This is a genomic window from Pseudomonas sp. SHLD1 (assembly GCF_028640935.1).
Lineage (GTDB): Bacteria > Pseudomonadota > Gammaproteobacteria > Pseudomonadales > Pseudomonadaceae > Chryseomonas > Chryseomonas aestiva.
The window spans coordinates 39,727-59,766 of sequence record NZ_JAQZAD010000014.1 but is presented as its reverse complement, the minus strand read 5'-3'; the positions used below and the strand labels follow the sequence as shown (position 1 = coordinate 59,766).

21 protein-coding genes are annotated in these 20,040 nt (G+C 65.9%); 14 read left to right on the top strand and 7 right to left on the bottom strand.

Translation table 11 applies throughout. The features are described 5' to 3' along the window. The first annotated feature begins 1 nt into the window (after position 1). The 8 genes from murD to lpxC all read left to right on the top strand — a co-directional run bounded on the left by murD (position 2) and on the right by lpxC (position 9,494). The gene (murD, locus tag PVZ77_RS10870; RefSeq protein WP_273806454.1) at positions 2-1,345 is read left to right on the top strand and encodes a UDP-N-acetylmuramoyl-L-alanine--D-glutamate ligase; all 1,344 of its coding nucleotides are present in this window, start codon (positions 2-4) and stop codon (positions 1,343-1,345) included. Further along, positions 1,345-2,544 (top strand): putative lipid II flippase FtsW, encoded by a 1,200-nt coding sequence (gene ftsW, locus PVZ77_RS10865; RefSeq protein ID WP_133862632.1) that lies wholly within the window; start codon positions 1,345-1,347, stop codon positions 2,542-2,544. Before murD ends, ftsW begins: the two co-directional genes overlap by 1 nt. Then, positions 2,534-3,604, top strand: a complete 1,071-nt coding sequence (murG, locus tag PVZ77_RS10860; RefSeq protein ID WP_273806453.1) for an undecaprenyldiphospho-muramoylpentapeptide beta-N-acetylglucosaminyltransferase — start codon at positions 2,534-2,536, stop codon at positions 3,602-3,604. Before ftsW ends, murG begins: the two co-directional genes overlap by 11 nt. Before the next feature lie 34 nt (positions 3,605-3,638). Beyond that, positions 3,639-5,054, top strand: coding sequence for a UDP-N-acetylmuramate--L-alanine ligase (gene murC / locus PVZ77_RS10855; RefSeq protein ID WP_273806659.1), 1,416 nt, complete (start codon positions 3,639-3,641; stop codon positions 5,052-5,054). A 65-nt stretch (positions 5,055-5,119) separates the two neighbouring features. Further along, entirely contained in the window at positions 5,120-5,974 is an 855-nt protein-coding gene (locus PVZ77_RS10850; protein ID WP_133862549.1) for a cell division protein FtsQ/DivIB, read from the top strand. A gap of 16 nt (positions 5,975-5,990) precedes the next feature. Next, the gene (gene ftsA / locus PVZ77_RS10845) at positions 5,991-7,235 is read left to right on the top strand and encodes a cell division protein FtsA (RefSeq protein WP_017640704.1); all 1,245 of its coding nucleotides are present in this window, start codon (positions 5,991-5,993) and stop codon (positions 7,233-7,235) included. Positions 7,236-7,288: 53 nt separating this feature from the next. Continuing rightward, positions 7,289-8,470 (top strand): cell division protein FtsZ, encoded by a 1,182-nt coding sequence (gene ftsZ / locus PVZ77_RS10840; protein WP_133862548.1) that lies wholly within the window; start codon positions 7,289-7,291, stop codon positions 8,468-8,470. A 109-nt stretch (positions 8,471-8,579) separates the two neighbouring features. Continuing rightward, positions 8,580-9,494, top strand: a complete 915-nt coding sequence (gene lpxC, locus PVZ77_RS10835) for a UDP-3-O-acyl-N-acetylglucosamine deacetylase (RefSeq protein WP_017640702.1) — start codon at positions 8,580-8,582, stop codon at positions 9,492-9,494. A 58-nt stretch (positions 9,495-9,552) separates the two neighbouring features. On the opposite strand, the gene PVZ77_RS10830 is transcribed toward lpxC, so the two are convergent. From PVZ77_RS10830 to PVZ77_RS10815, 4 genes are all read right to left on the bottom strand, one after another. Beyond that, the gene (locus tag PVZ77_RS10830) at positions 9,553-9,891 is read right to left on the bottom strand and encodes a HopJ type III effector protein (RefSeq protein ID WP_273806452.1); all 339 of its coding nucleotides are present in this window, start codon (positions 9,889-9,891) and stop codon (positions 9,553-9,555) included. Further along, positions 9,888-10,160 (bottom strand): DUF1244 domain-containing protein, encoded by a 273-nt coding sequence (locus tag PVZ77_RS10825; protein ID WP_273806451.1) that lies wholly within the window; start codon positions 10,158-10,160, stop codon positions 9,888-9,890. Before PVZ77_RS10825 ends, PVZ77_RS10830 begins: the two co-directional genes overlap by 4 nt. Before the next feature lie 15 nt (positions 10,161-10,175). Continuing rightward, the gene (gene folM / locus PVZ77_RS10820; protein ID WP_273806450.1) at positions 10,176-10,874 is read right to left on the bottom strand and encodes a dihydromonapterin reductase; all 699 of its coding nucleotides are present in this window, start codon (positions 10,872-10,874) and stop codon (positions 10,176-10,178) included. Positions 10,875-10,970: 96 nt separating this feature from the next. Continuing rightward, on the bottom strand, positions 10,971-11,531 hold the full coding sequence (locus tag PVZ77_RS10815) for an antibiotic biosynthesis monooxygenase (protein ID WP_273806449.1): 561 nt from the start codon (positions 11,529-11,531) through the stop codon (positions 10,971-10,973). Positions 11,532-11,751: 220 nt separating this feature from the next. Between PVZ77_RS10815 and PVZ77_RS10810 the strand changes: the two genes are divergently transcribed. The 3 genes from PVZ77_RS10810 to PVZ77_RS10800 all read left to right on the top strand — a co-directional run bounded on the left by PVZ77_RS10810 (position 11,752) and on the right by PVZ77_RS10800 (position 13,379). Next, positions 11,752-12,201 carry a flavodoxin gene (locus PVZ77_RS10810; protein WP_273806448.1) on the top strand — a complete coding sequence of 150 codons (450 nt, stop codon included), beginning with the start codon at positions 11,752-11,754 and terminating at the stop codon, positions 12,199-12,201. A gap of 112 nt (positions 12,202-12,313) precedes the next feature. After that, positions 12,314-12,697, top strand: coding sequence for a CidA/LrgA family protein (locus PVZ77_RS10805; protein ID WP_273863210.1), 384 nt, complete (start codon positions 12,314-12,316; stop codon positions 12,695-12,697). Then, entirely contained in the window at positions 12,690-13,379 is a 690-nt protein-coding gene (locus tag PVZ77_RS10800) for an LrgB family protein (protein WP_273806446.1), read from the top strand. The genes PVZ77_RS10805 and PVZ77_RS10800 overlap by 8 nt, the downstream gene beginning before the upstream one ends. Here the strand turns inward: PVZ77_RS10800 and PVZ77_RS10795 are convergent. Next, a complete protein-coding gene (locus tag PVZ77_RS10795; RefSeq protein WP_273806445.1) occupies positions 13,376-14,182 on the bottom strand; it encodes a SirB1 family protein in 807 nt (268 codons plus the stop codon). The genes PVZ77_RS10800 and PVZ77_RS10795 overlap by 4 nt on opposite strands. 207 nt (positions 14,183-14,389) lie before the next feature. Here PVZ77_RS10795 and PVZ77_RS10790 point away from each other — a divergent pair, with 207 nt between their 5' ends. Beyond that, entirely contained in the window at positions 14,390-14,857 is a 468-nt protein-coding gene (locus PVZ77_RS10790) for a phosphate-starvation-inducible protein PsiE (protein ID WP_273806444.1), read from the top strand. Positions 14,858-14,934: 77 nt separating this feature from the next. On the opposite strand, the gene PVZ77_RS10785 is transcribed toward PVZ77_RS10790, so the two are convergent. After that, complete coding sequence (locus PVZ77_RS10785; protein ID WP_273806443.1) at positions 14,935-17,550, bottom strand: DEAD/DEAH box helicase; 2,616 nt, start codon at positions 17,548-17,550, stop codon at positions 14,935-14,937. 123 nt (positions 17,551-17,673) lie between these two features. Here PVZ77_RS10785 and PVZ77_RS10780 point away from each other — a divergent pair, with 123 nt between their 5' ends. Beyond that, positions 17,674-17,844, top strand: a complete 171-nt coding sequence (locus PVZ77_RS10780; RefSeq protein ID WP_273806442.1) for a hypothetical protein — start codon at positions 17,674-17,676, stop codon at positions 17,842-17,844. Between the two features lie 105 nt (positions 17,845-17,949). Here PVZ77_RS10780 and pyk read toward each other — a convergent pair whose 3' ends face one another. Continuing rightward, a complete protein-coding gene (gene pyk, locus PVZ77_RS10775; protein ID WP_007162037.1) occupies positions 17,950-19,401 on the bottom strand; it encodes a pyruvate kinase in 1,452 nt (483 codons plus the stop codon). 196 nt (positions 19,402-19,597) lie between these two features. Here pyk and PVZ77_RS10770 point away from each other — a divergent pair, with 196 nt between their 5' ends. Continuing rightward, entirely contained in the window at positions 19,598-19,984 is a 387-nt protein-coding gene (locus tag PVZ77_RS10770) for a tetratricopeptide repeat protein (RefSeq protein WP_133862536.1), read from the top strand. Positions 19,985-20,040 lie beyond the last annotated feature (56 nt).

Here is a 20,040-nt window from a genome sequence, read left to right as displayed (position 1 = left end):
AGTGCTCATCGCTTCCGACCAGTTCCGTATCGTCGTCGGCCTCGGCAAGAGTGGCATGTCGCTGGTGCGCTTTCTCGCGCGCCGGGGCGTGCCCTTTGCCGTGGCCGACACGCGGGAACAGCCGCCGGAACTTGCGACCCTGAAAACCCAGTATCCCCAGGTCGAGGTGCGCTGCGGCGAGCTGGATGTCGACTTCCTCGCCCGTGCGGCCGAACTCTATGTGAGTCCCGGCCTGGCCCTGGAAACGCCGGCGCTGCAGGAGGCCGCCGCCCGGGGCGTGCGGCTGTCCGGCGATATCGAGCTGTTCGCGCGCCACGCCCAGGCACCCATCGTCGCCATTACCGGTTCCAACGCCAAGAGCACCGTCACCACCCTGGTGGGTGACATGGCGCTGCGCGCCGGCAAGCGCGTGGCCGTGGGGGGCAACCTCGGTACCCCGGCGCTGGACCTGCTGGCCGATGACGTCGAGCTCTATGTGCTGGAGCTGTCGAGCTTCCAGCTGGAGACCTGCGAGCGGCTCAACGCCGAGGTGGCCACGGTGCTCAACCTCAGCGAAGACCACATGGATCGCTACACCGGCATGCCGGCCTATCACCAGGCCAAGCACCGCATCTTCCGTGGCGCCCGCCAGGTGGTGATCAATCGCGACGATGCGCTGTCGCGGCCGTTGATCGGCGATGATGTGCCGCGCCTGACCTTCGGCCTGGGACGGCCCGATTTCCGTGCCTTCGGCATTCGCGAGGAGGAGGGCCGTCGCTATCTGGCGCTGGCCTTCGACAACCTGCTGGATGTCGAGGAACTCAAGATCCGCGGTACGCACAACCACAGCAATGCCCTGGCCGCGCTGGCCCTCGGCCAGGCCGCCGGTCTGCCGCTGGCACCCATGCTGGAGGCCCTGCGCGCCTTCCCGGGTCTGGAGCATCGCTGCCAGTGGGTCGGCGAGGTCGCGGGCGTCAACTACTACAACGATTCCAAGGCGACCAACGTCGGCGCTGCCCTGGCCGCGGTCGAAGGCCTCGGCGATGACATCGCCGGCCAGTTGGTGCTGATCGCCGGTGGCGACGGCAAGGGCGCCGATTTCAGTGCCCTGCGCGAGCCCATCGCGCGTCACTGTCGCGCCGTGGTGCTGCTGGGTCGCGACGCGGCACGGATCGCCGAGATCCTGCCGGCCACCGTGCAACAGGTGCGTGTCACCACCCTGGAAGAAGCCGTGGCCGAGAGCCGCCGGCTGGCCCAGCCGGGCGACGCCGTGCTGCTGTCGCCGGCCTGCGCCAGTCTCGACATGTTCCGCAACTTCGAAGAACGCGGGCGGCTGTTCGCCCAGGCCGTGGGAGCCTTGGCATGATCCTCAGCCTGTTGCGCCCCTATCCCTCGCCGCTGGCCAGCCGCCATGGCATCGACCTGGACTTCCCGCTGCTGGCGGGCTGCCTGCTGCTGCTCGGCCTCGGCCTGGTGATGGTGACCTCGGCTTCCTCCGAGGTAGCCGCCGCCCAGTCGGGCAATCCGCTGTACTTCATGTACCGCCACCTGGTCTATCTGGCGATCGGCTTCGTCTCCTGCGGCGTGGTGATGCTGATCCCCATGGCCACCTGGCAGCGCTTCGGCTTTCCGTTGCTGATCATCGCCTTCCTCCTGCTGGTGGCGGTGCTGGTGCCCGGCATCGGCCGCGAGGTGAACGGTTCCCTGCGCTGGATCGGCTTCGGCATCTTCAACGTGCAGCCCTCGGAGATCGCCAAGGTCTTCGTGGTGCTCTATCTGGCCGGCTACCTGGTTCGTCGTCAGCATGAGGTGCGCCACACCTGGGCCGGCTTCTTCAAGCCCTTCATCGTGCTCCTGCCGATGGCCATGCTGCTGCTGCGCGAACCCGACTTCGGTGCCACCGTAGTGATGATGGGCGCCGCCGGTGCCATGCTGTTCCTTGGCGGCGTCGGTCTGTTCCGCTTCCTGATGATGGTCGCCCTGGCCGTGCTGGCGGTGTTCGTGCTGGTGCAGACCCAGTCATACCGGATGCAGCGCCTGATCACCTTCACCGATCCCTGGGCCGACCAGTTCGGTTCCGGCTACCAGCTGACCCAGGCGCTGATCGCCTTCGGTCGCGGCGGCTGGACCGGTCTCGGCCTGGGCAACAGCATCCAGAAGCAGTTCTATCTACCCGAGGCCCATACCGACTTCCTCTTCGCCGTGCTGGCCGAAGAACTCGGCCTGATCGGTGCCATGGCCACCGTCGGCCTGTTCCTCTTCGTCTGCGTGCGCGGGCTGTTCATCGGTCACTGGGCCGAGCAGTCCAAGCAGTTCTTCTCGGCCTATGTGGCCTACGGCCTGTCGATGCTCTGGATCGGCCAGTTCCTGATCAACATCGGCGTGAACGTCGGCCTGCTGCCGACCAAGGGCCTGACCCTGCCGTTCCTGAGCTATGGCGGCAGCTCCCTGGTGATCTGCTGCGTGAGCATGGGCCTGCTGCTGCGCATCGAGTGGGAGAGACGCACCCTGGTGGATACCGAGGATGTGGAATTCACCGAAGAGGATTTCGCCGATGTCCGCTAACGTCCTCATCATGGCCGGCGGCACCGGCGGGCACGTCTTCCCGGCCCTGGCCTGCGCTCGTGAATTCGAAGCCCGCGGCTATACCGTGCACTGGCTGGGTACCCCGCGCGGCATCGAGAACGACGTGGTGCCCAAGGCCGGCATCACCCTGCACCACATTCCGGTCACCGGCCTGAGAGGCAAGGGCGTGCGCTCCCTGGTGAAGGCGCCGCTGCAACTCAGCGGGGCGCTCATGCAGGCCGTGGGGCTCATGCGCCGGCTCAAGCCGGTCTGCGTGCTGGGCCTGGGCGGCTTCGTCACCGGTCCCGGTGGTCTGGCCGCCAGGCTGTGCAACATTCCCCTGGTGATCCACGAACAGAATGCCCATGCCGGCACCGCCAACCGCCTGCTGGTGCCCATGGCCGCACGGGTCTGCGAAGGCTTTGCCGACACCTTCCCGGCGTCCGCCAAGCGCCTGTCCACCGGCAATCCGGTGCGCGCCGAACTCTTCGCCCCGGTGACCCGCGCGCCGCTGGAAGAGCGCGCCGCCAATCTGCTGGTCCTGGGCGGCAGCCTGGGCGCCGAGCCGCTCAACAAGCTGCTGCCCGACGCCCTGGCCCAGCTGCCCGCTGGCCTGCGGCCCAATGTGCGCCACCAGGCCGGTCGCCAGCATGCCGAGGTGACCGCCGAGCGCTATGCCAACGTCGCCGTGGAGGCCGATGTCCAGCCCTTCATCGCCGACATGGCCGCCGCCTATGCCTGGGCCGATCTGGTGATCTGCCGGGCCGGTGCCCTGACCGTCGCCGAGCTGACCGCCACCGGCCTGCCGGCGCTGCTGATCCCCCTGCCGCATGCCATCGACGACCACCAGACCAGCAATGCGCGCTTTCTGGAGCGCGCCGGTGCCGGTGTGGTGCTGCCGCAACATTCCACCCGCCCGGCGGATCTCGCCGCGCAGCTTACCGAGGTCCTGATGCATCCCGAACGTCTTGCCGGCATGGCCGCTCGCAGCCGCGCCCTGGCCAAACCCGATGCCACCCGCGCAGTCGTCGACGCCTGTCTGGAGGTTGCCCGTGGTTAAGTCGCAAAGTGCCATTCAGGCCGAGGTTCGGCGCATGCGCAGCATCCGGCGCATCCACTTCGTCGGTATCGGCGGCGTCGGCATGTGCGGCATCGCCGAGGTGCTGCTGAACCTGGGTTACGAAGTCTCGGGCTCGGACCTCAAGGAATCCGCGGTAACCGCGCGCCTGCAGCAATTTGGCGCGCGCATCTACATCGGCCACCGCGCCGAGAACCTGGATCAGGTCGACGTGCTGGTGGTGTCCAGTGCCATCAACAGATCCAATCCGGAGGTCTCCGCCGCCCTCGAGCAGCGCATTCCCGTGGTGCCCCGCGCCGAGATGCTCTCCGAACTGATGCGCTATCGCCACGGCATCGCCGTCGCCGGTACCCATGGCAAGACCACCACCACCAGTCTGATCGCCTCGGTGTTCGCGGCCGAAGGCCTGGACCCGACCTTCGTCATCGGGGGCCGCCTCAATGCCGCCGGTACCAATGCCCAGCTCGGCACCAGCCGCTACCTGATCGCCGAGGCCGACGAGAGCGACGCCAGTTTCCTGCACCTGCAGCCCATGGTTGCCGTGGTCACCAATATCGACGCCGACCACATGAGCACCTACGAAGGTGACTTCAATCGGCTCAAGCGCACCTTCGTCGATTTCCTGCACAACCTGCCGTTCTATGGCCTGGCCGTACTCTGCGTCGATGATCCGGTGGTGCGCGAGATCATTCCCCAGGTCGCCCGGCCCACCGTCACCTACGGCACCGCCGAAGACGCCGACGTCCGTGCCGTGGGCATCCGCCAGGAAGGCATGCGCACCTATTTCACCGTGCTGCGCGAGGGCCGCGCGCCGCTGGCGGTCTCGGTCAACATGCCGGGCGTGCACAACGTGCTCAACGCCCTGGCGACCATCGCCATCGCCACCGACGAAGGCGTCAGCGACGAGGCCATCCTCAATGGGCTGTCCGGCTTCCAGGGGGTAGGGCGGCGCTTCCAGGTGTACGGCGAACTGCCGGTCGCCGGTGGCAGCGTCATGCTGGTGGACGACTACGGTCACCATCCCCGTGAAGTCGCCGCGGTGATCAAGGCCGTGCGCGGCGGCTGGCCCGAGCGCCGGCTGGTAATGGTCTATCAGCCGCACCGCTTCAGTCGTACCCGCGATCTCTACGAAGACTTCGTCCAGGTGCTGGCCGATGCCAACGTCCTCTTGCTGATGGAAGTCTATCCTGCCGGCGAAGAACCCATTCCCGGAGCCGACAGCCGCCAGCTCTGCCACAGCATCCGCCAGCGCGGTCAGCTCGATCCCATCTATGTCGAGCGCGGCAGCAACATCGCGCCGCTGGTCAAGCCACTGCTGCGCCCGGGCGACATCCTGCTCTGCCAGGGCGCGGGCGACATCGGCGCGCTGGCGCCGCAACTGCTCAACCATCCGCTGTTCGCCACTGCCGCGACCACCGGGAGTTCGGCATGAGCCGTCATCCGTACAACCCCTTGCCGGCAACCACTGTTGCCGGCGCGCACGTGGAGGGCTGAACCTTGGTCGCCACCCTACGTCACAACCAGCCCGGCTTCGGTCGGTCGCGCAACGTCGAACAACGGGGCGCCAGTCGCCTGGTCGCCGAAGAGCCGCTGTCGACACGCCTGCCACGCCCGAGCCTGGGTCTGCTCAAGCGTATCCTCTGGCCGTTCCTGCTGCTGGGCCTGGGCTTCGGCACCTACGAAGGCGCCCAGAAATTGCTGCCCTATGCCGACCGACCGATTGCCAAGGTCAGCGTCAAGGGCGATCTCTCCTACATCAGCCAGGCCGCGGTGCAGCAGCGAATCGCGCCCTTTGTCGGCACCACCTTCTTCCAGGTCGACCTGGCCGACATGCGCCATGAACTGGAAACCATGCCGTGGATCGCCCACGCCGAGGTGCGCCGGGTCTGGCCGGACGAGATCAGCATCCGCCTGGAAGAGCAGATGCCCATCGCCCGCTGGGGCGACGAGGCGCTGCTGAACAACCAGGGTGAGGCTTTTGCCCCGCAGGATCTGGCCAACTATGACAATCTACCGCGGCTGTACGGCCCCAAGCGGGCCCAGCAGCAGGTGATGCAGCAGTACCAGATGTTCAGCCAGATGCTCCGGCCGCTCGGTTACACCGTGTCGCGCCTGGAAATGCATGAGCGCGGCAGCTGGTACCTCACCACCGGTCAGGGCCTGGAACTGGTGTTCGGCCGCGACCAGCTGGTGGAAAAGATGCGGCGCTTCATGCGCCTGTACGATCAGGTGCTCAAGGCACAGATGGACAATATCGCGCGGATCGATCTGCGTTATCCGAACGGTCTGGCCGTGGCCTGGCGTGATCCCGCTGTCGCCGCCACCCCCGTGACCGAACCGGCCAAGCATTGAGGAGAAGTTTTTTACTATGGCAAGCGTGCAAAGCGGCAAGATGATCGTCGGCCTCGACATCGGCACTTCCAAGGTCGTGGCTCTGGTCGGCGAGGTGTCTTCCGATGGTCAGATCGAGATCGTCGGGATCGGCACCCATCCGTCGCGCGGGCTCAAGAAGGGCGTGGTGGTCAATATCGAATCCACCGTCGCCTCCATCCAGCGGGCCATCGAAGAAGCCCAGCTGATGGCCGGTTGCCGGATCCATTCGGCCTTCGTCGGCATTGCCGGCAATCACATTCGCAGTCTGAATTCCCACGGTATCGTGGCGATCCGCGATCGTGAAGTGAGCCCTGCGGACATCGAGCGGGTGCTCGATGCCGCCCAGGCGGTGGCCATTCCCGCCGACCAGCGCGTGCTGCACACCCTGGCCCAGGACTATGTCATCGACAACCAGGAAGGGGTGCGCGAGCCCCTGGGCATGTCCGGTGTGCGTCTGGAAGCCAAGGTCCATGTCGTTACCTGCGCCGTCAACGCCGCGCAGAACATCGAGAAATGTGTTCGTCGTTGCGGCCTGGAAGTCGACGACATCATTCTCGAGCAGCTGGCTTCGGCCTATTCGGTGCTGACCGACGATGAAAAGGAACTGGGCGTCTGCCTGGTGGATGTTGGCGGCGGCACTACCGATATAGCCATCTTCACCGAGGGCGCCATCCGCCATACGGCGGTAATACCCATTGCTGGCGACCAAGTCACAAACGACATCGCCATGGCCTTGAGAACCCCAACGCAATATGCCGAAGAAATCAAGATTCGGTATGCTTGTGCCTTGGCGAAACTGGCTGGACCGGGCGAAACCATCAAGGTGCCCAGCGTGGGTGATCGTCCGCCGCGAGAATTGTCGCGTCAGGCCCTCGCGGAAGTGGTCGAGCCCCGTTACGATGAGCTATTCACATTGGTGCAAGCGGAACTGCGCCGCAGTGGTTACGAGGATCTGATCCCCGCAGGGATCGTACTCACCGGTGGCACCGCGAAGATGGAAGGCGCGGTCGAGCTGGCGGAAGAGATTTTCCATATGCCGGTACGCCTGGGGGTGCCCCAGACGGTCAAGGGTCTGACTGACGTGATCAGCAACCCGATCTATTCCACAGGCGTCGGCCTGTTGCTCTATGGTCTGCAAAAGCAGACCGATCCCTTGCCGGTTGTTTCTGGCGGATATAGCAGCGAAACCAAATCCACAGTCCTGGAACGCATGAAGCGTTGGGTCCAGGGCAACTTGTAATTCACAATTAAACCGCGGCAGTAGGCGAAGATCCGAAAGGAAGAGAGGGGACCATGTTCGAACTCGTAGACAACATTCCACAAAGCGCCGTGATCAAAGTCATCGGCGTGGGCGGTGGCGGTGGCAACGCCGTCAACCACATGGTCAAAAGCGGTGTTGAAGGCGTCGAATTCATCTGTGCAAATACCGACGCCCAAGCCCTGAAGAACGTCACATCCCGTACCGTGCTGCAACTCGGCCCGGGCGTCACCAAGGGTCTTGGTGCGGGCACCAACCCGGAAATCGGCCGCCAGGCGGCCATGGAAGATCGTGAGCGCATCGCCGAAGTCCTCGAAGGCGCCGACATGGTCTTCATCACCACCGGCATGGGCGGTGGCACGGGTACCGGTGCCGCGCCGATCATCGCTGAAGTGGCCAAGGAGATGGGTATCCTGACCGTTGCCGTGGTTACCCGTCCGTTCCCCTTCGAAGGCCGCAAGCGCATGCAGGTCGCCGACGAAGGCATTCGCTCCCTGTCCGAATGCGTCGACTCGCTGATCACCATCCCCAACGAGAAGCTGCTGACCATTCTGGGCAAGGACGCCAGCCTGCTGGCCGCCTTCGCCAAGGCTGACGACGTCCTCGCCGGCGCCGTTCGCGGTATCTCCGACATCATGCAGCGTCCCGGCCTGATGAACGTCGACTTCGCCGACGTCAAGACCGTGATGGGCGAGATGGGCATGGCCATGATGGGTACCGGCCACGCCAGCGGTCCGAACCGTGCGCGCGAAGCCACCGAAGCCGCCATCCGCAACCCGCTGCTGGAAGACGTCAACCTGCACGGCGCTCGCGGCATCCTGGTCAACATCACCGCTGGGCTGGACCTGTCCCTGGGTGAATACGCCGCCGTCGGCGAGATCATCGAGGACTTCGCGTCCGAGCACGCCACCGTCAAGGTCGGCGCGGTGATCGATCCGGAAATGCGCGACGAGCTGCACGTCACCGTGGTCGCCACCGGCCTGGGTGCGCGCATCGAGAAGCCGGTCAAGGTGGTGGACAACACCGCTCAGACCCTGGCCGCGGCCCGTCAGGAAAGCGCTCCGGTCAACTACGACGACCTCAAGTACCCGACCTCGATGCGCTCCGGTCGTGGCAGCCAGAATCATGGCGGCTCGGCAGCGGCGACCAAGGTCAATCCCAACGACGACCTGGATTACCTGGACATCCCGGCCTTCCTGCGTCGTCAGGCTGATTGATCGGGTATATCACAAGCCAGGGTGTGATTAGTGGGCATCGATTTTCGCATCTGCTATCATCGCGACTTCGTTGAACACCATTCGCACCCTGCGACCGAGCGGCCCTGGCATGATTAGACAACGCACCCTCAAGAACACCATTCGCGCCACTGGCGTCGGCCTGCATTCCGGGGAAAAGGTTTACCTGACCCTGAAGCCGGCTCCGGTCGATACGGGGATCGTGTTCCGTCGCACCGATCTCGATCCGGTCGTGGAAATCCCGGCCTGGGCCGAGAACGTGGGTGAAACCACCATGTCGACCAACCTGTTCAGTGACAGTGGCGTCAAGGTCGGTACCGTTGAGCACCTGTTGTCGGCCATGGCCGGTCTGGGAATCGACAATGCCTACGTCGAGCTGTCCGCGGTCGAAGTACCGATCATGGACGGCAGTGCCGGTCCCTTCGTGTTCCTGATCCAGTCCGCCGGTCTGCAGGAACAGGAAGCGGCCAAGCAGTTCATCCGCATCAAGCGTGAAGTGAGCGTCGTCGACGGTGACAAGCGCGCCACCTTCGTGCCCTTCGACGGCTTCAAGGTGACCTTCGAAATAGATTTCGATCACCCGGTGGTCAACAACCGTACCCAGAAAGCCTCGGTGGACTTCTCGAGCACCTCCTTCCTCAAGGAAGTCAGCCGTGCCCGTACCTTCGGCTTCATGCGTGACCTGGAATTCCTGAGATCGCACAACCTGGCCCTGGGTGGCAGCGTCGACAACGCCATCGTGGTCGACGAGAAGGGTGTGATCAACGAAGACGGCCTTCGTTACGAAGACGAATTCGTCAAGCACAAGATCCTCGACGCCATCGGCGACCTGTACCTGCTCGGCAAGAGCCTCATCGGCGAATTCCGCGGCTACAAGTCCGGCCATGCCATGAACAATCGCCTGCTGCGTGCGCTGCTGGCCGATCGTGATGCCTGGGAAGTGGTGACCTTCGAAGACTCCGGTCTGGCACCGATTTCCTACATGAGACCCGCGGCTGCCGTCTGAGCCCGGTCCACGAAAAAGCCCTGCATCTGCAGGGCTTTTTTTATGGTCGCACAAAGGTCTAGCGACGCGTCAGGGGCTCGCCCTGGAAGCCCACGCCGGCCAGGCCTTGAGCGACAAGGGCGCGGATATTGGCGTGATCGCTACCCTCGGGCGTCTGCAACACGCTGCGATAGTGCTCGCCAAAGGCCAGCAGCGCCTCTTCATCGCTCAGGCCCTCGAGTCTGGCCAGACCCAGGGTCTTGCAGGAGCCTTCGTTCTGGCCCGCGGCGTTGTCCACCTCGCCGTTGCGAAAGGCCGTGGGCTGGTAGCGGTAGTGCTCGGCGACGAAGGCCAGGGTGTCGGCGAAGGCATGGTCGCCCCGGGCCAGGCTGGCGCGGAAGCTGGCGAGATCGCTCATTTGCTCTGCTGCTCCTGGAAGGCCGCGGCCTGGTATTGGGCTTTCCAGTCGGCATAGGGCATGCCGTAGACGATCTCGCGGGCATCGTCCAGGCTCAGTTCCAGGCCCTTGTCGTCGGCCGCGGCCTTGTACCACTTGGACAGGCAGTTGCGGCAGAAGCCGGACAGATTCATCAGGTCGATGTTCTGCACATCGGTGCGCTTGCGCAGGTGCTCGACCAGGGTGCGGAAGGCAGCGGCTTCCAGTTCCAGGCGGTCTTGTTCGGTCATGACGGATTCCTCTTGCTAGCGGCGGCCGTGGCGCAGGTGGCGCCCGCCGTTGACGGTGAAGGTACTGCCGGTGGCGTACTGGGTCGACAGCAGATAGAGCACGGTATCCACGATGGGATCGGCGCCGGGTTCGAAATCCAGCAGCGCCTTGTCCAGGGTCGCCTGGCGATAGGCCTCGTCGGCGCCTTCCTTGAAGATCAGTAGCCCCGGCGCGATGGTGTTGACCCGCACCCTGGGTGCCAGGGCTTCGGCAAAGGACAGGGTCAGATTGTGCAGGGCGGCCTTGGTGGCGGCGTAGCCGATGTGGTTGCGGCTGCCGCGCGTGGCGCTGTCGTCGCCGATATGGATGATGTCGGCCCGCGGAGCGGCCAGCAGCAGGTCCTGCAGGCCCAGATTGAGGTGGTAGGGCGCTTCCAAATGCAGACGATAGAGCAGCCGCAGGTTTTCCAGGCCGTCTTCGGCCCAGACCGAAGCATTGTGCACGATGCCGCGCAATGCCGGATGGCGTTCATGCAGTTGCTGCAGCAGGGTGTCGCGCTGTACCTCTTCCGCCAGATCGACCTGATAGGCCTCGATCTCGAGGCCACGCAAGGGGCCCGGATCGTCGCGATAGACGGCGATGACGGGTTGGCCCTCCGCCAGCAGCCGGCGGGTCAAGGCGAGACCGACGCGGCGATTGGCGCCGGTGACCAGAAGGGGAAGGGTTGCGGACATGAGGGTACCCGATCCTGATGAGCGAAGCGGCCAGGGTACTGGCCGCGGCTATTGTACGCATTCGACGCGTCAGGATGCAGGCCGATCCGTGCGGGCCTAGCGGGCGCTGCCGCGCCAGTCGCTGGCCCGCGACGAGGCGTTGTGCAGCCAGCCCCTCAGCGCCCGGGTGATCAGGGGAATGAAGACGCAGACCATGACCGGGGTGAGGATCAGGGTACTCAGCAGGATGCGTGGCAACAACGGCAGATGCGCCAGGTAGTCGCCGAAAGCGGCATTGAACAGCAGCGAGATCGGAAAGAACGCCAGCCAGACGGCGATGCTCTGCTTCCAGCGCGGCGGCGGCTGGAGGCCCGCGCCGAACCAGTCGTCCATGCCCTGGGCGCGCCGCGCCAGGGGTGCTTCGAACAGGCCCTGGCCACGCTCCAGCCAGAGGCGCCGCGTCTCCGAGTGTTCCCAGGCGTCGAGGGTCTGGGGACAGGCGAAGCGAAAGATGATCTGTACCAGGTTGTCGCCTGGAGGTGGCGTCAGGACCCCCGAACCGAGATAGCCGGGATGCCCGGTGGCCAGGGCCTCGCCTTCGCGCAGCCAGATTAGAAAGGCATCGTATTGGCCGGCCGCGACGCGCCGCGCGACCATGAGGGTAACAGGCTGATTCATGCTCCAACTCCGGGCGATCGGGCCGGATAGGCCGGATGCCGTCACGCCGCCGGGTAGGCGGACAGGTGGCGAAAACGCCTGGGGTAGCAGGCGGCGCTAGCATACCAAGCCTTGAGACCCCTGGCTGCAGCCGGGGTTGCCAGCGGAGCCATCTTGCTGACGGAGCGCCAAGCCGGGCCGCGCCAGGCATACTGGAGGGGATTCCACGCAAGAGGTCCGTATGAAAGTCGCACTGTTGAATGGCTCGGTCTATGGCACCGCGGAAGATATCGCCCGGCAGGTGAAGGCGCGGTTGACCGCGGCAGGCCATGAGGTCTGGCACCAGCCCAATGCCGATCTCGCCAGCCTGGAGGCCTACGCACCCGAAGCCTTGCTGGCCATTACCTCCACCACCGGCATGGGCGAATTACCCGCCAATCTGGAATCCCTGTATTTCCAGCTGCGCGATCGGTTGCCGCCCTGGTCCGGTCGGCCCGGCGCGGTACTGGCCCTGGGTGATTCCAGCTATGGCGACACCTATTGCGGTGGCGGCGAGCTGATGCAGGAGCTGTTCGCCGAGCTGGGGCTGCGCGAACTGCTGCCCATGCTGCGCATCGATGCCAGTGAAACGGTGACGCCGGACGAAGATGCCGAGCGCTGGGTCGCCGAGGTCATCGCCGCCCTGGGCTGATCTCGCCCAGGCCGCAAAGCTGCTTTACCCGTCCTGATCCCGCCGCCTGGCCCGGTCTACTGTCCTCGTCCCCTCAGCCTCGGTATCCTTGGGCGCCTGATGAAGATTTGAGATGGAGCCCTGGGTGAATAGATATCTGCGCCTGGCTCTGGAGCTGTGCGGATTGGGCGCGCTGTGGGGCGTGGGTACCTGGCTGGCCACCTATTTCGCCTTGCCGGTACCGGGCGGCGTGGTGGGCCTGGCCATGCTGCTGGTGCTGCTGGCCACGCGCCTCGTGGAGCCCGAATGGTTGCAGGGCGGCGTGCGCCTGCTGCTGGGTGAGATGCTGCTGTTCTTCATTCCCGCCCTGCTGAGCCTGCTCGACTACGGCCCGCTGCTGCGGCAGGAAGGCGTGCGCATCCTGCTGGCCATCCTGCTCAGTACCGTGCTGACCATGGTCGCGACCGCCTGTACCGTGGACTGGATGTTCCGCCGCCGGGGGCGTCGCGATGCTTGATCTGCCCGGACTCTTCTGGCTGCTGCTGACGGTGGCGGGTTATGCGCTGAGTCGGCTGCTCTATGCCCGGCTGCGCTGGTATGTGGTCAGTCCGATCATCTTCGTCACGGTGCTGCTCTATGCCGCCACCCTCTGGCAGCAGGCGAGCTATGCCGAATACGCCCACTACAGCCACTGGCTGATCACCCTGCTGGGACCGGCGACGGTGGCCTTTGCCGTGCCGATCTGGCAGCAGCGCCGCTTGCTGGCGCGCTACTGGCAGGCGCTGCTGGCCGGTCTCTGCGTCGGCAGTGGCGTGGCCATCGGCAGTTCCTGGCTGCTGGCCCGCCTGCTGCTGCTCGATGACCGGGTACTGCTGTCCATGCTGCCGCGCTCCATCAGCACCCCCTTCGCCATGCCGATGTCCGCCACCGTGGGGGGCGTTCCCGAGTTGACCGCGGCCTTCGTGATGATCACCGGCCTGGGTGGGGCCATCCTCGGCAGCCTGCTGATCAAGCTGCTGCCGCTCAAGTCGGCCCTGGCCCGTGGCGCCCTGTTCGGCATGGGTGCCCATGGCGTGGGGACCAGCAAGGCCTACGAGGTCGGTCTGGAGGAGGGCACCGTGGCCGGCCTGGTCATGGTGCTGGCCGGGCTGGGCAATCTGCTCGGCGCCCAGCTGGTGCTCTGGTTGCTGCGTGGCTAGTGCAGGGTGGCGGAAGGCGCGCCCAGCTGCTCCAGCCGCCGTCGCACCTGCTCGCGTTCGGCGTCGTCTTCGCTGATCAGCAGGGCGTGCTGCAGGTCGTAGCGCTCGGCCTGGGGGCAGTCGAGCTGGCGGTACAGGTCGGCGCGCGCCAGGTGATCGAAGACCCCGACCGCGCCCAGCTCGATGACCCGCTGGGCATCCTTGAGCGCGGCCAGCGGCTGGTCGCACTGGCGATGCAGCTCACGCAGATTGCGCGAGAGGCGCTGCATCATCTGCCGCGGGCCGAGGGGCGCCAGGTAGCTCGCCTGCAGTTGCGCGGCGGGACCGAACTGATCCACCAGCAACTGGCGGCAGTCGTTCATGTACAGGCGGCGTCCGCCGAAGGGCTCGAGCAGATGATCCGCACCGGGAACGCGCAACAGGAAATGCCCGGGAAAGCCGATGCCCTGCAGGTCGATCTCCAGGCGCCGGGCCAGCTCCAGGGCCACCAGGGCGATCGACAGGGGTTGGCCGCGCCGGCGCGCCAGGACCTCGTCGAGCAGGGCGGCGGTGGGATTCAGGGGCCACTCGGCGGCGCGAAAGCCGGCGTCGCACAGCTGCCGTAACAGGGCCTGGGCGCGCTCGGAGTGACTGGCATCGCCATCCAGGGTGGCGACCAGGCGCAGCGCCAGGTCGTCCAGTGAGTGCAGCAGAGCGGGGGGATCGATCCGCTCATGGTGCTCGGCCGCGATCCACAGGGCGGCTTCCAGCAGCCGGGGATCGGGCCGGTCCAGGCAGGCGAGGCAGGAGAGGCGCGCTTCCACAGTAGACTCCAGAGCCCTTGCGGGCTTTTCCCCAGGTTTTAGCCTGCCAGCGCCGGGCCGTCCAGTCTGCGACAGTTGCGCACTGGTCGGCGGTCCGGCTTCTCGCTATAAGAGCGGCTGGTGCCAGAGCAACCTTGAGAACGGGAATTTCAACATGGACGAGTCTGCGGGTGGGTGTTTTCGGGCGCGGGTATGGGGCGGCAGACCATGAAATGGGCAGACAGCGGTCGCAAGCGCATGCACGACGGGGCGAATTCCCTCGGCAACCTGCTGGTGGAAGGCTTCCACTACTTCGGCCTGTTCGCCATCGGCGCGGCCACGGCCTGGGCCTCGGTGATGGCCTTCATGGAGATGTTCAACAAGGGCCAGGCGAGCATCGATGACATCCTGCTGCTCTTCATCTACCTGGAGCTGGGGGCCATGGTCGGCATCTACTTCAAGACCAACCACCTGCCCATCCGCTTTCTGCTCTATATCGCCATCACGGCCCTGACCCGCTACCTGATCGGTGATGTCTCTCATCATCGGCCGCCGGATGTCGGGCTGCTGTATCTCTGCGGCGGCATCTTCCTGCTGTCCCTGTCGGTGCTGGCGGTCCGCGTCGCCTCGAACAGATTCCCTTCCAGCAGGGTGCTGGACGCGACGGGCGATGGGGTGGGCGAGGGCGACAAGTAGCGCCGAAGGCCTTCCCGCCCTGCTCCTGACGACGCCGGTTGTACCGCGTCGTCAGGAGCGACAGCTGGCCTGGCCTGCTAGCGATCCAGCGGCGCCAGCAACTGGGCCAGGTCGCTTTCGGTCAGGCGCCAGTCGCCGCTGTTCTCGCTGAGGATCCCGGCGCTGAGCCGCGCCTTTTCCTGCTGCAGCTGCTGGATGCGTTCTTCCAGGGTGCCGCGGGCGATCAGCTTGTAGACGAACACCGGACGATCCTGGCCGATGCGGTAGGCACGGTCGCTGGCCTGCTGCTCGGCGGCCGGATTCCACCAGGGGTCGAAGTGGATCACCGTGTCCGCCGCCGTCAGGTTGAGACCGCTGCCGCCGGCCTTGAGACTGAGCAGGAACACCGGCACCTCGCCACTCTGAAAGCGCTGCACCGGGGTGCGCCGATCCCGGGTTTCGCCGGTCAGGGTGACGTACTCGATGCCGCGCTGGTCGAGGTCGGCGGCGATGAGATCGAGCATGCTGGTGAACTGGGAGAACACCAGGACCCGACTGCCGCCGGGGAGCAGGGCGTCGAGGCGCTCGTTCAGTGCTGCCAGTTTCGCCGAGGGCTTGGCCACACTGGCGTCTTCGTTGGGTACCAGGCGCAGATCGCAGCAGACCTGGCGCAGCCGCAGCAGGGCATCGAGGATCAGCAACTGGCTCCGACCGATGCCCTGGCGGGCGATCTCGGCGCGGACGCGTTCGTCCAGCAGCAGCCGCAGATCTTCGTAGCGCTCGCGTTGCGCCGTGCTGAGCTCGACCAGCTGGACGATCTCGGTCTTGGGTGGCAACTCGCTGGCGACCCGCTGCTTGGTGCGACGCAGCATGAAGGGTCGCACCCGCGCCTTGAGCGCCGCCAGGCGCTGTGCGTCGCCTTCGCGCTCCACCGGAATGCGATAGGCCTGCTTGAAGCCTTTCTCGTCGCCCAGCCAACCGGGCATCAAAAAATGGAATTGCGACCAGAGTTCGCCCAGGTGGTTTTCCAGCGGCGTGCCGGTCAGGCAGAGGCGATGACGGGCGCGCAGATGGCGTGCGGCCTGGGCCGCCTTGGTGGCGGCGTTCTTGATCGACTGGGCTTCGTCCAGTACCTGCAGGTGGAAGTCGTAGTCGGCCAGCCGTTCCGCATCGCGGGGCAACAGGGCATAGGTGGTGAGCACCACGTCGTGCTCGGGAATCCGCTCGAAGCGACTGCTGCGGGCGCTGCCCTGCAGCGTCAGCACGCGCAGGCCGGGAGCGAAGCGGGCGATCTCGTCCTGCCAGTTGGGGATCAGGCTGGTCGGCATGACGATCAGCGCCGGTGCGGTCAGACGCCCGGCGGCCTGTTCGACGAGGATGTGCGCCAGGGTCTGCAGCGTCTTGCCCAGGCCCATGTCGTCGGCGAGGATGCCGCCGACGTCCAGTTCGCGCAGGGCCTGCAGCCAGGCCACGCCGTCGCGCTGATAGGGGCGCAGCTCGGCGTGCAGGGTGTCCGGCAGGACGACGGGCTCGGCGGCATAGCTGCGCAGCCGCTCGGCGAAGCTGCGCAGGCGCTCACCGCCTTCCCATTCCAGCGGCAGGCGCTCGTCCAGCTCGGCCAGGCGCGCGGCGTCCAGGCGCGGCAGGCGCAGGGCGCGGTCCTGGGTGAGGCGGTCGGTGGCATAGAGCTCGCCGAGGATCTGCAGGATCGGCTTGAGCCGACCCAGGGGCACGGCGACCCGTTGCACCCGGCCCTGCTGGCCGGCGAGGCGCGGAGGATCGATGCGCAGCAACACGGGTTCGTCGTCGGCGCGCTTGGCCAGCATCGCCGGTTCGTACTGGGAGGGTTCGCGGCGCAGGGCATCGATCAGCAGCGGAATCAGGCTGACGCGGCGCGGGCCCAGGCGGATACCCAGCTCGACATCGAACTGGCCGTTCGCGACGGTCGGGTCCTGCACCTCTTCGAGATGACCGTACCAGCCTTCCACCGGTGTCAGGTCGAAGGTGAATTCGGGATGGGCCTCGATCTGCCAGCCGGCTTCGCGCAGACCGGGGATGACCTGCTGCACGAATCTGAGCCAGGCCAGGTCGTCCGGCAATTCGAACATCTCGCCACTGTCCTCGGGCAGCGCCGCGCTGCGCCGGGTCGCCAGGCGCAGGCCGTGATCGAGCAGCGTCTGCCGCCAGCGTTGTTCGGCCGGCAACTGGCGCGCGGGATAGTCGGCGTCCGGGGTGCGCGGCGGCGTGCCGAACAGTCGCCGCGGGCCATAGGCGAAGGCCAGGGCGGCGCGATGGCGCACCGTGGGTCGCATCTTGCCGATGTGCCGGTCGTAATCGATCTGGGTATGGCTGCCGAGGGTCAGGACCGGTTGCGGCAGCTCCGGATTGGCAACCGGCGTGGCCGGCAGGTCGGCCTCGCTGCGTTGCAGCCGTTCGAGCTCGATGAGCGCGGCGGCGGCATGCTTGCAGTTGCGGCCGACCGGGCAGGTGCAGCGGGCGTCGACGCGCCAGGCGGTCTCGCCCGCGCGCAGGCTGATCGCCTGCCGATAGGCCGGTCCGGCCGGGCTGCTGCACTCGGCATAGAGCTGGCCCCTGGCCGCCGAGCGCAGCTGCACCAGGCCGTCGAGTGCCAGGCGCCGACCGCGCTCGTAGTTGCGCTCCGTGAAGGCGCCTTTCCAGTCCTGCCACTTGAGCCGTTCGAAACGTAACGCCATCGTTCACCCAGGCTGTTCGCACCAAACCGGCTATTCTGCCACAGTCCGGCAGACGCTCGTCGGACTCCCTTGATCTATGTGAGAATGAGAATATAGTGCATTAATCAGCCGGGGAGTGAGACGATGCGTGAATCACCAGTGGCCAACGTTGCACTGATCGACGCCACGCGCCTGGCGGCCCGCCGAGAGGGGCGATTGCGCTCGCTGCAGCGTGGCATCCTCGTCGTCTGTAGCCTGGGCGTGCTGGGGACTGCGGCCCTGCATCTGGCCGGTCTCGCCTTCAAGGGCTTCTAGTGCGGCCCTGCCGTATGCCCACCCCTGGCCGCCCAAGAAAAAGCCCCGAACAGTCGCCTGTTCGGGGCTTTTTCGTCAGCACCGGTCAAGGACCGGCGGCAGGGATCAGACCAGCAGATCGCCCACGCGGTACATCTTCATGGTGTTGGTGCCGTCACGCTTGGTGTAGCTGTCGCCCTTGGTGAGGATGACCCAGTCGCCGTGCTCGACGATGCCGCGCTTGAGCAATTCATCCACCGCCGCCTGGCTCACCTTGTTCGCCGGCATGGTGGTCGGGTCGAAGGGGATGGTGTGCACGTTGCGGAACAGTGCGGTGCGGGCCTGGGTGGCGCGGCTGGACGCGAAGGAGAAGATCGGTACCGAGGAGCGCAGGCGCGACATGATCAGCGGGGTGTAACCGGTGTCGGTCAGGCTGATGATCGCCTTCACGCCGGGGAAGTGGTTGGCCACGTAGATGGAGGCCAGGGCGATGCTCTCGTCCCAACGGGTGAAGGTATGGCCCAGGCGGTGGCTGGACAGCTTGCTGGTGGGCTGCTTCTCGGCACCGACGCAGACGCGCGCCATGGCCTTGACCGCTTCCACCGGGTACTGGCCGGCGGCGCTCTCGGCGGAGAGCATCACCGCGTCGGTGTTGTCCAGCACGGCGTTGGCCACGTCGGAGACTTCCGCACGGGTCGGCATCGGGCTGCTGATCATCGACTCCATCATCTGGGTCGCGGTGATCACCGCCTTGTTGAGGCGGCGGGCGTGGGAAATGATGCGCTTCTGGATGCCCACCAGCTCGGCGTCGCCGATTTCCACGCCCAGGTCGCCCCGGGCCACCATCACGGCGTCACTGGCATGGATCAGGCCGTCCAGGGCTTCGTCGTCGGCCACGGCTTCGGCGCGCTCGATCTTGGCCACCAGCCAGGATTTGCCACCGGCGGCTTCCATCAGGCGACGGGCTTCGTGCATGTCTTCGGCGTCACGCGGGAAGGACACGGCCAGGTAATCGACCTCCATGGAGGCGGCCAGCTTGATGTCTTCCCGGTCCTTGTCGGTCAGCGCGGGGGCGGTGAGGCCGCCGCCACGGCGGTTGATGCCCTTGTGATCGGACAGCGGGCCGCCGATCAGGGTGGTGCAGTGCAGTTCGGTGGCGGTCATGCCTTCCACGCGCAGGACCACGCGGCCATCGTCCAGCAGCAGTTCGTCACCCACGCGGCAGTCGGTGACCAGGCCCGGGTAGTCGATGCCGACCACTTCTTCGGTGCCTTCGGTACGGGGATGGGCGATGGACAGGCGGAAGGGATCGCCGACCTTGAGTTCGATGCGCTTGTTGACGAACTTGGCGATGCGGATCTTCGGACCCTGGAGGTCGCCGAGCAGGGCGACATGGCGACCGTGCTTGGCGGCGAGATCCCGTACCAGCTGACCACGGGCCCGGTGCTCGTCGGGCGTTCCATGCGAGAAGTTCAGGCGGGCGACGTCGATGCCGGCGATGATGAGCTGCTCGAGGACTTCCGGAGAATTGCTGGCCGGGCCGAGGGTGGCGACGATCTTGGTACGGCGATAAATCATGCAGTCTTTCCTTTAGCGGATTGCAACCATGAGTCGGCGCCTCAGCGCCGAGTCGACGTAGAACACGAAGCGCACCTCATTGTAGCGCTGTCGCGTGGCCAGCACATGACGGCTTTTCGCAGCTCTGTCACACCAATGGTCGTTTGCCCTCAAGAAGCGCGCCCGGGCGCCGATCTAGCGAGCAGGAGGACTTTCCATGCGCCCTTATCTCTGCCTGTTCCTGCTGTTCGGCCTGACCGGCTGCACCAGCGTTTCGATGAATTCCTATCTCGATGCCGCCTACAAGTCCTATGCTGAAGGCGACTGCACCAATGCCCTGCTGCAGATCTCCCAGGCCGAGCGCAAGGGTCGCGCCCGCCCCTGGCTGCAGCCGGAATTCTCCATGCTGCGTGGCCAGTGTCTCGAGCAGCAGCAGCTGTACGCCGACGCCGCCCAGACCTATCGTTTCATCCAGGTCCGGTTTCCGGCCAGCGAATACGCCTTTCGGGCCCAGGCCCGACTGGACACCCTGCGCCAATTGGGGCTAGATGGCGGAACGGCCGTTGCGACGCCCCAACCGGTGCGAAAACTACCGCAGCGCTGAGCTTTCCAGGACGTTGTCGGTAAAGTGGCTTTACCGTGTGCAGGATGAATCGCACC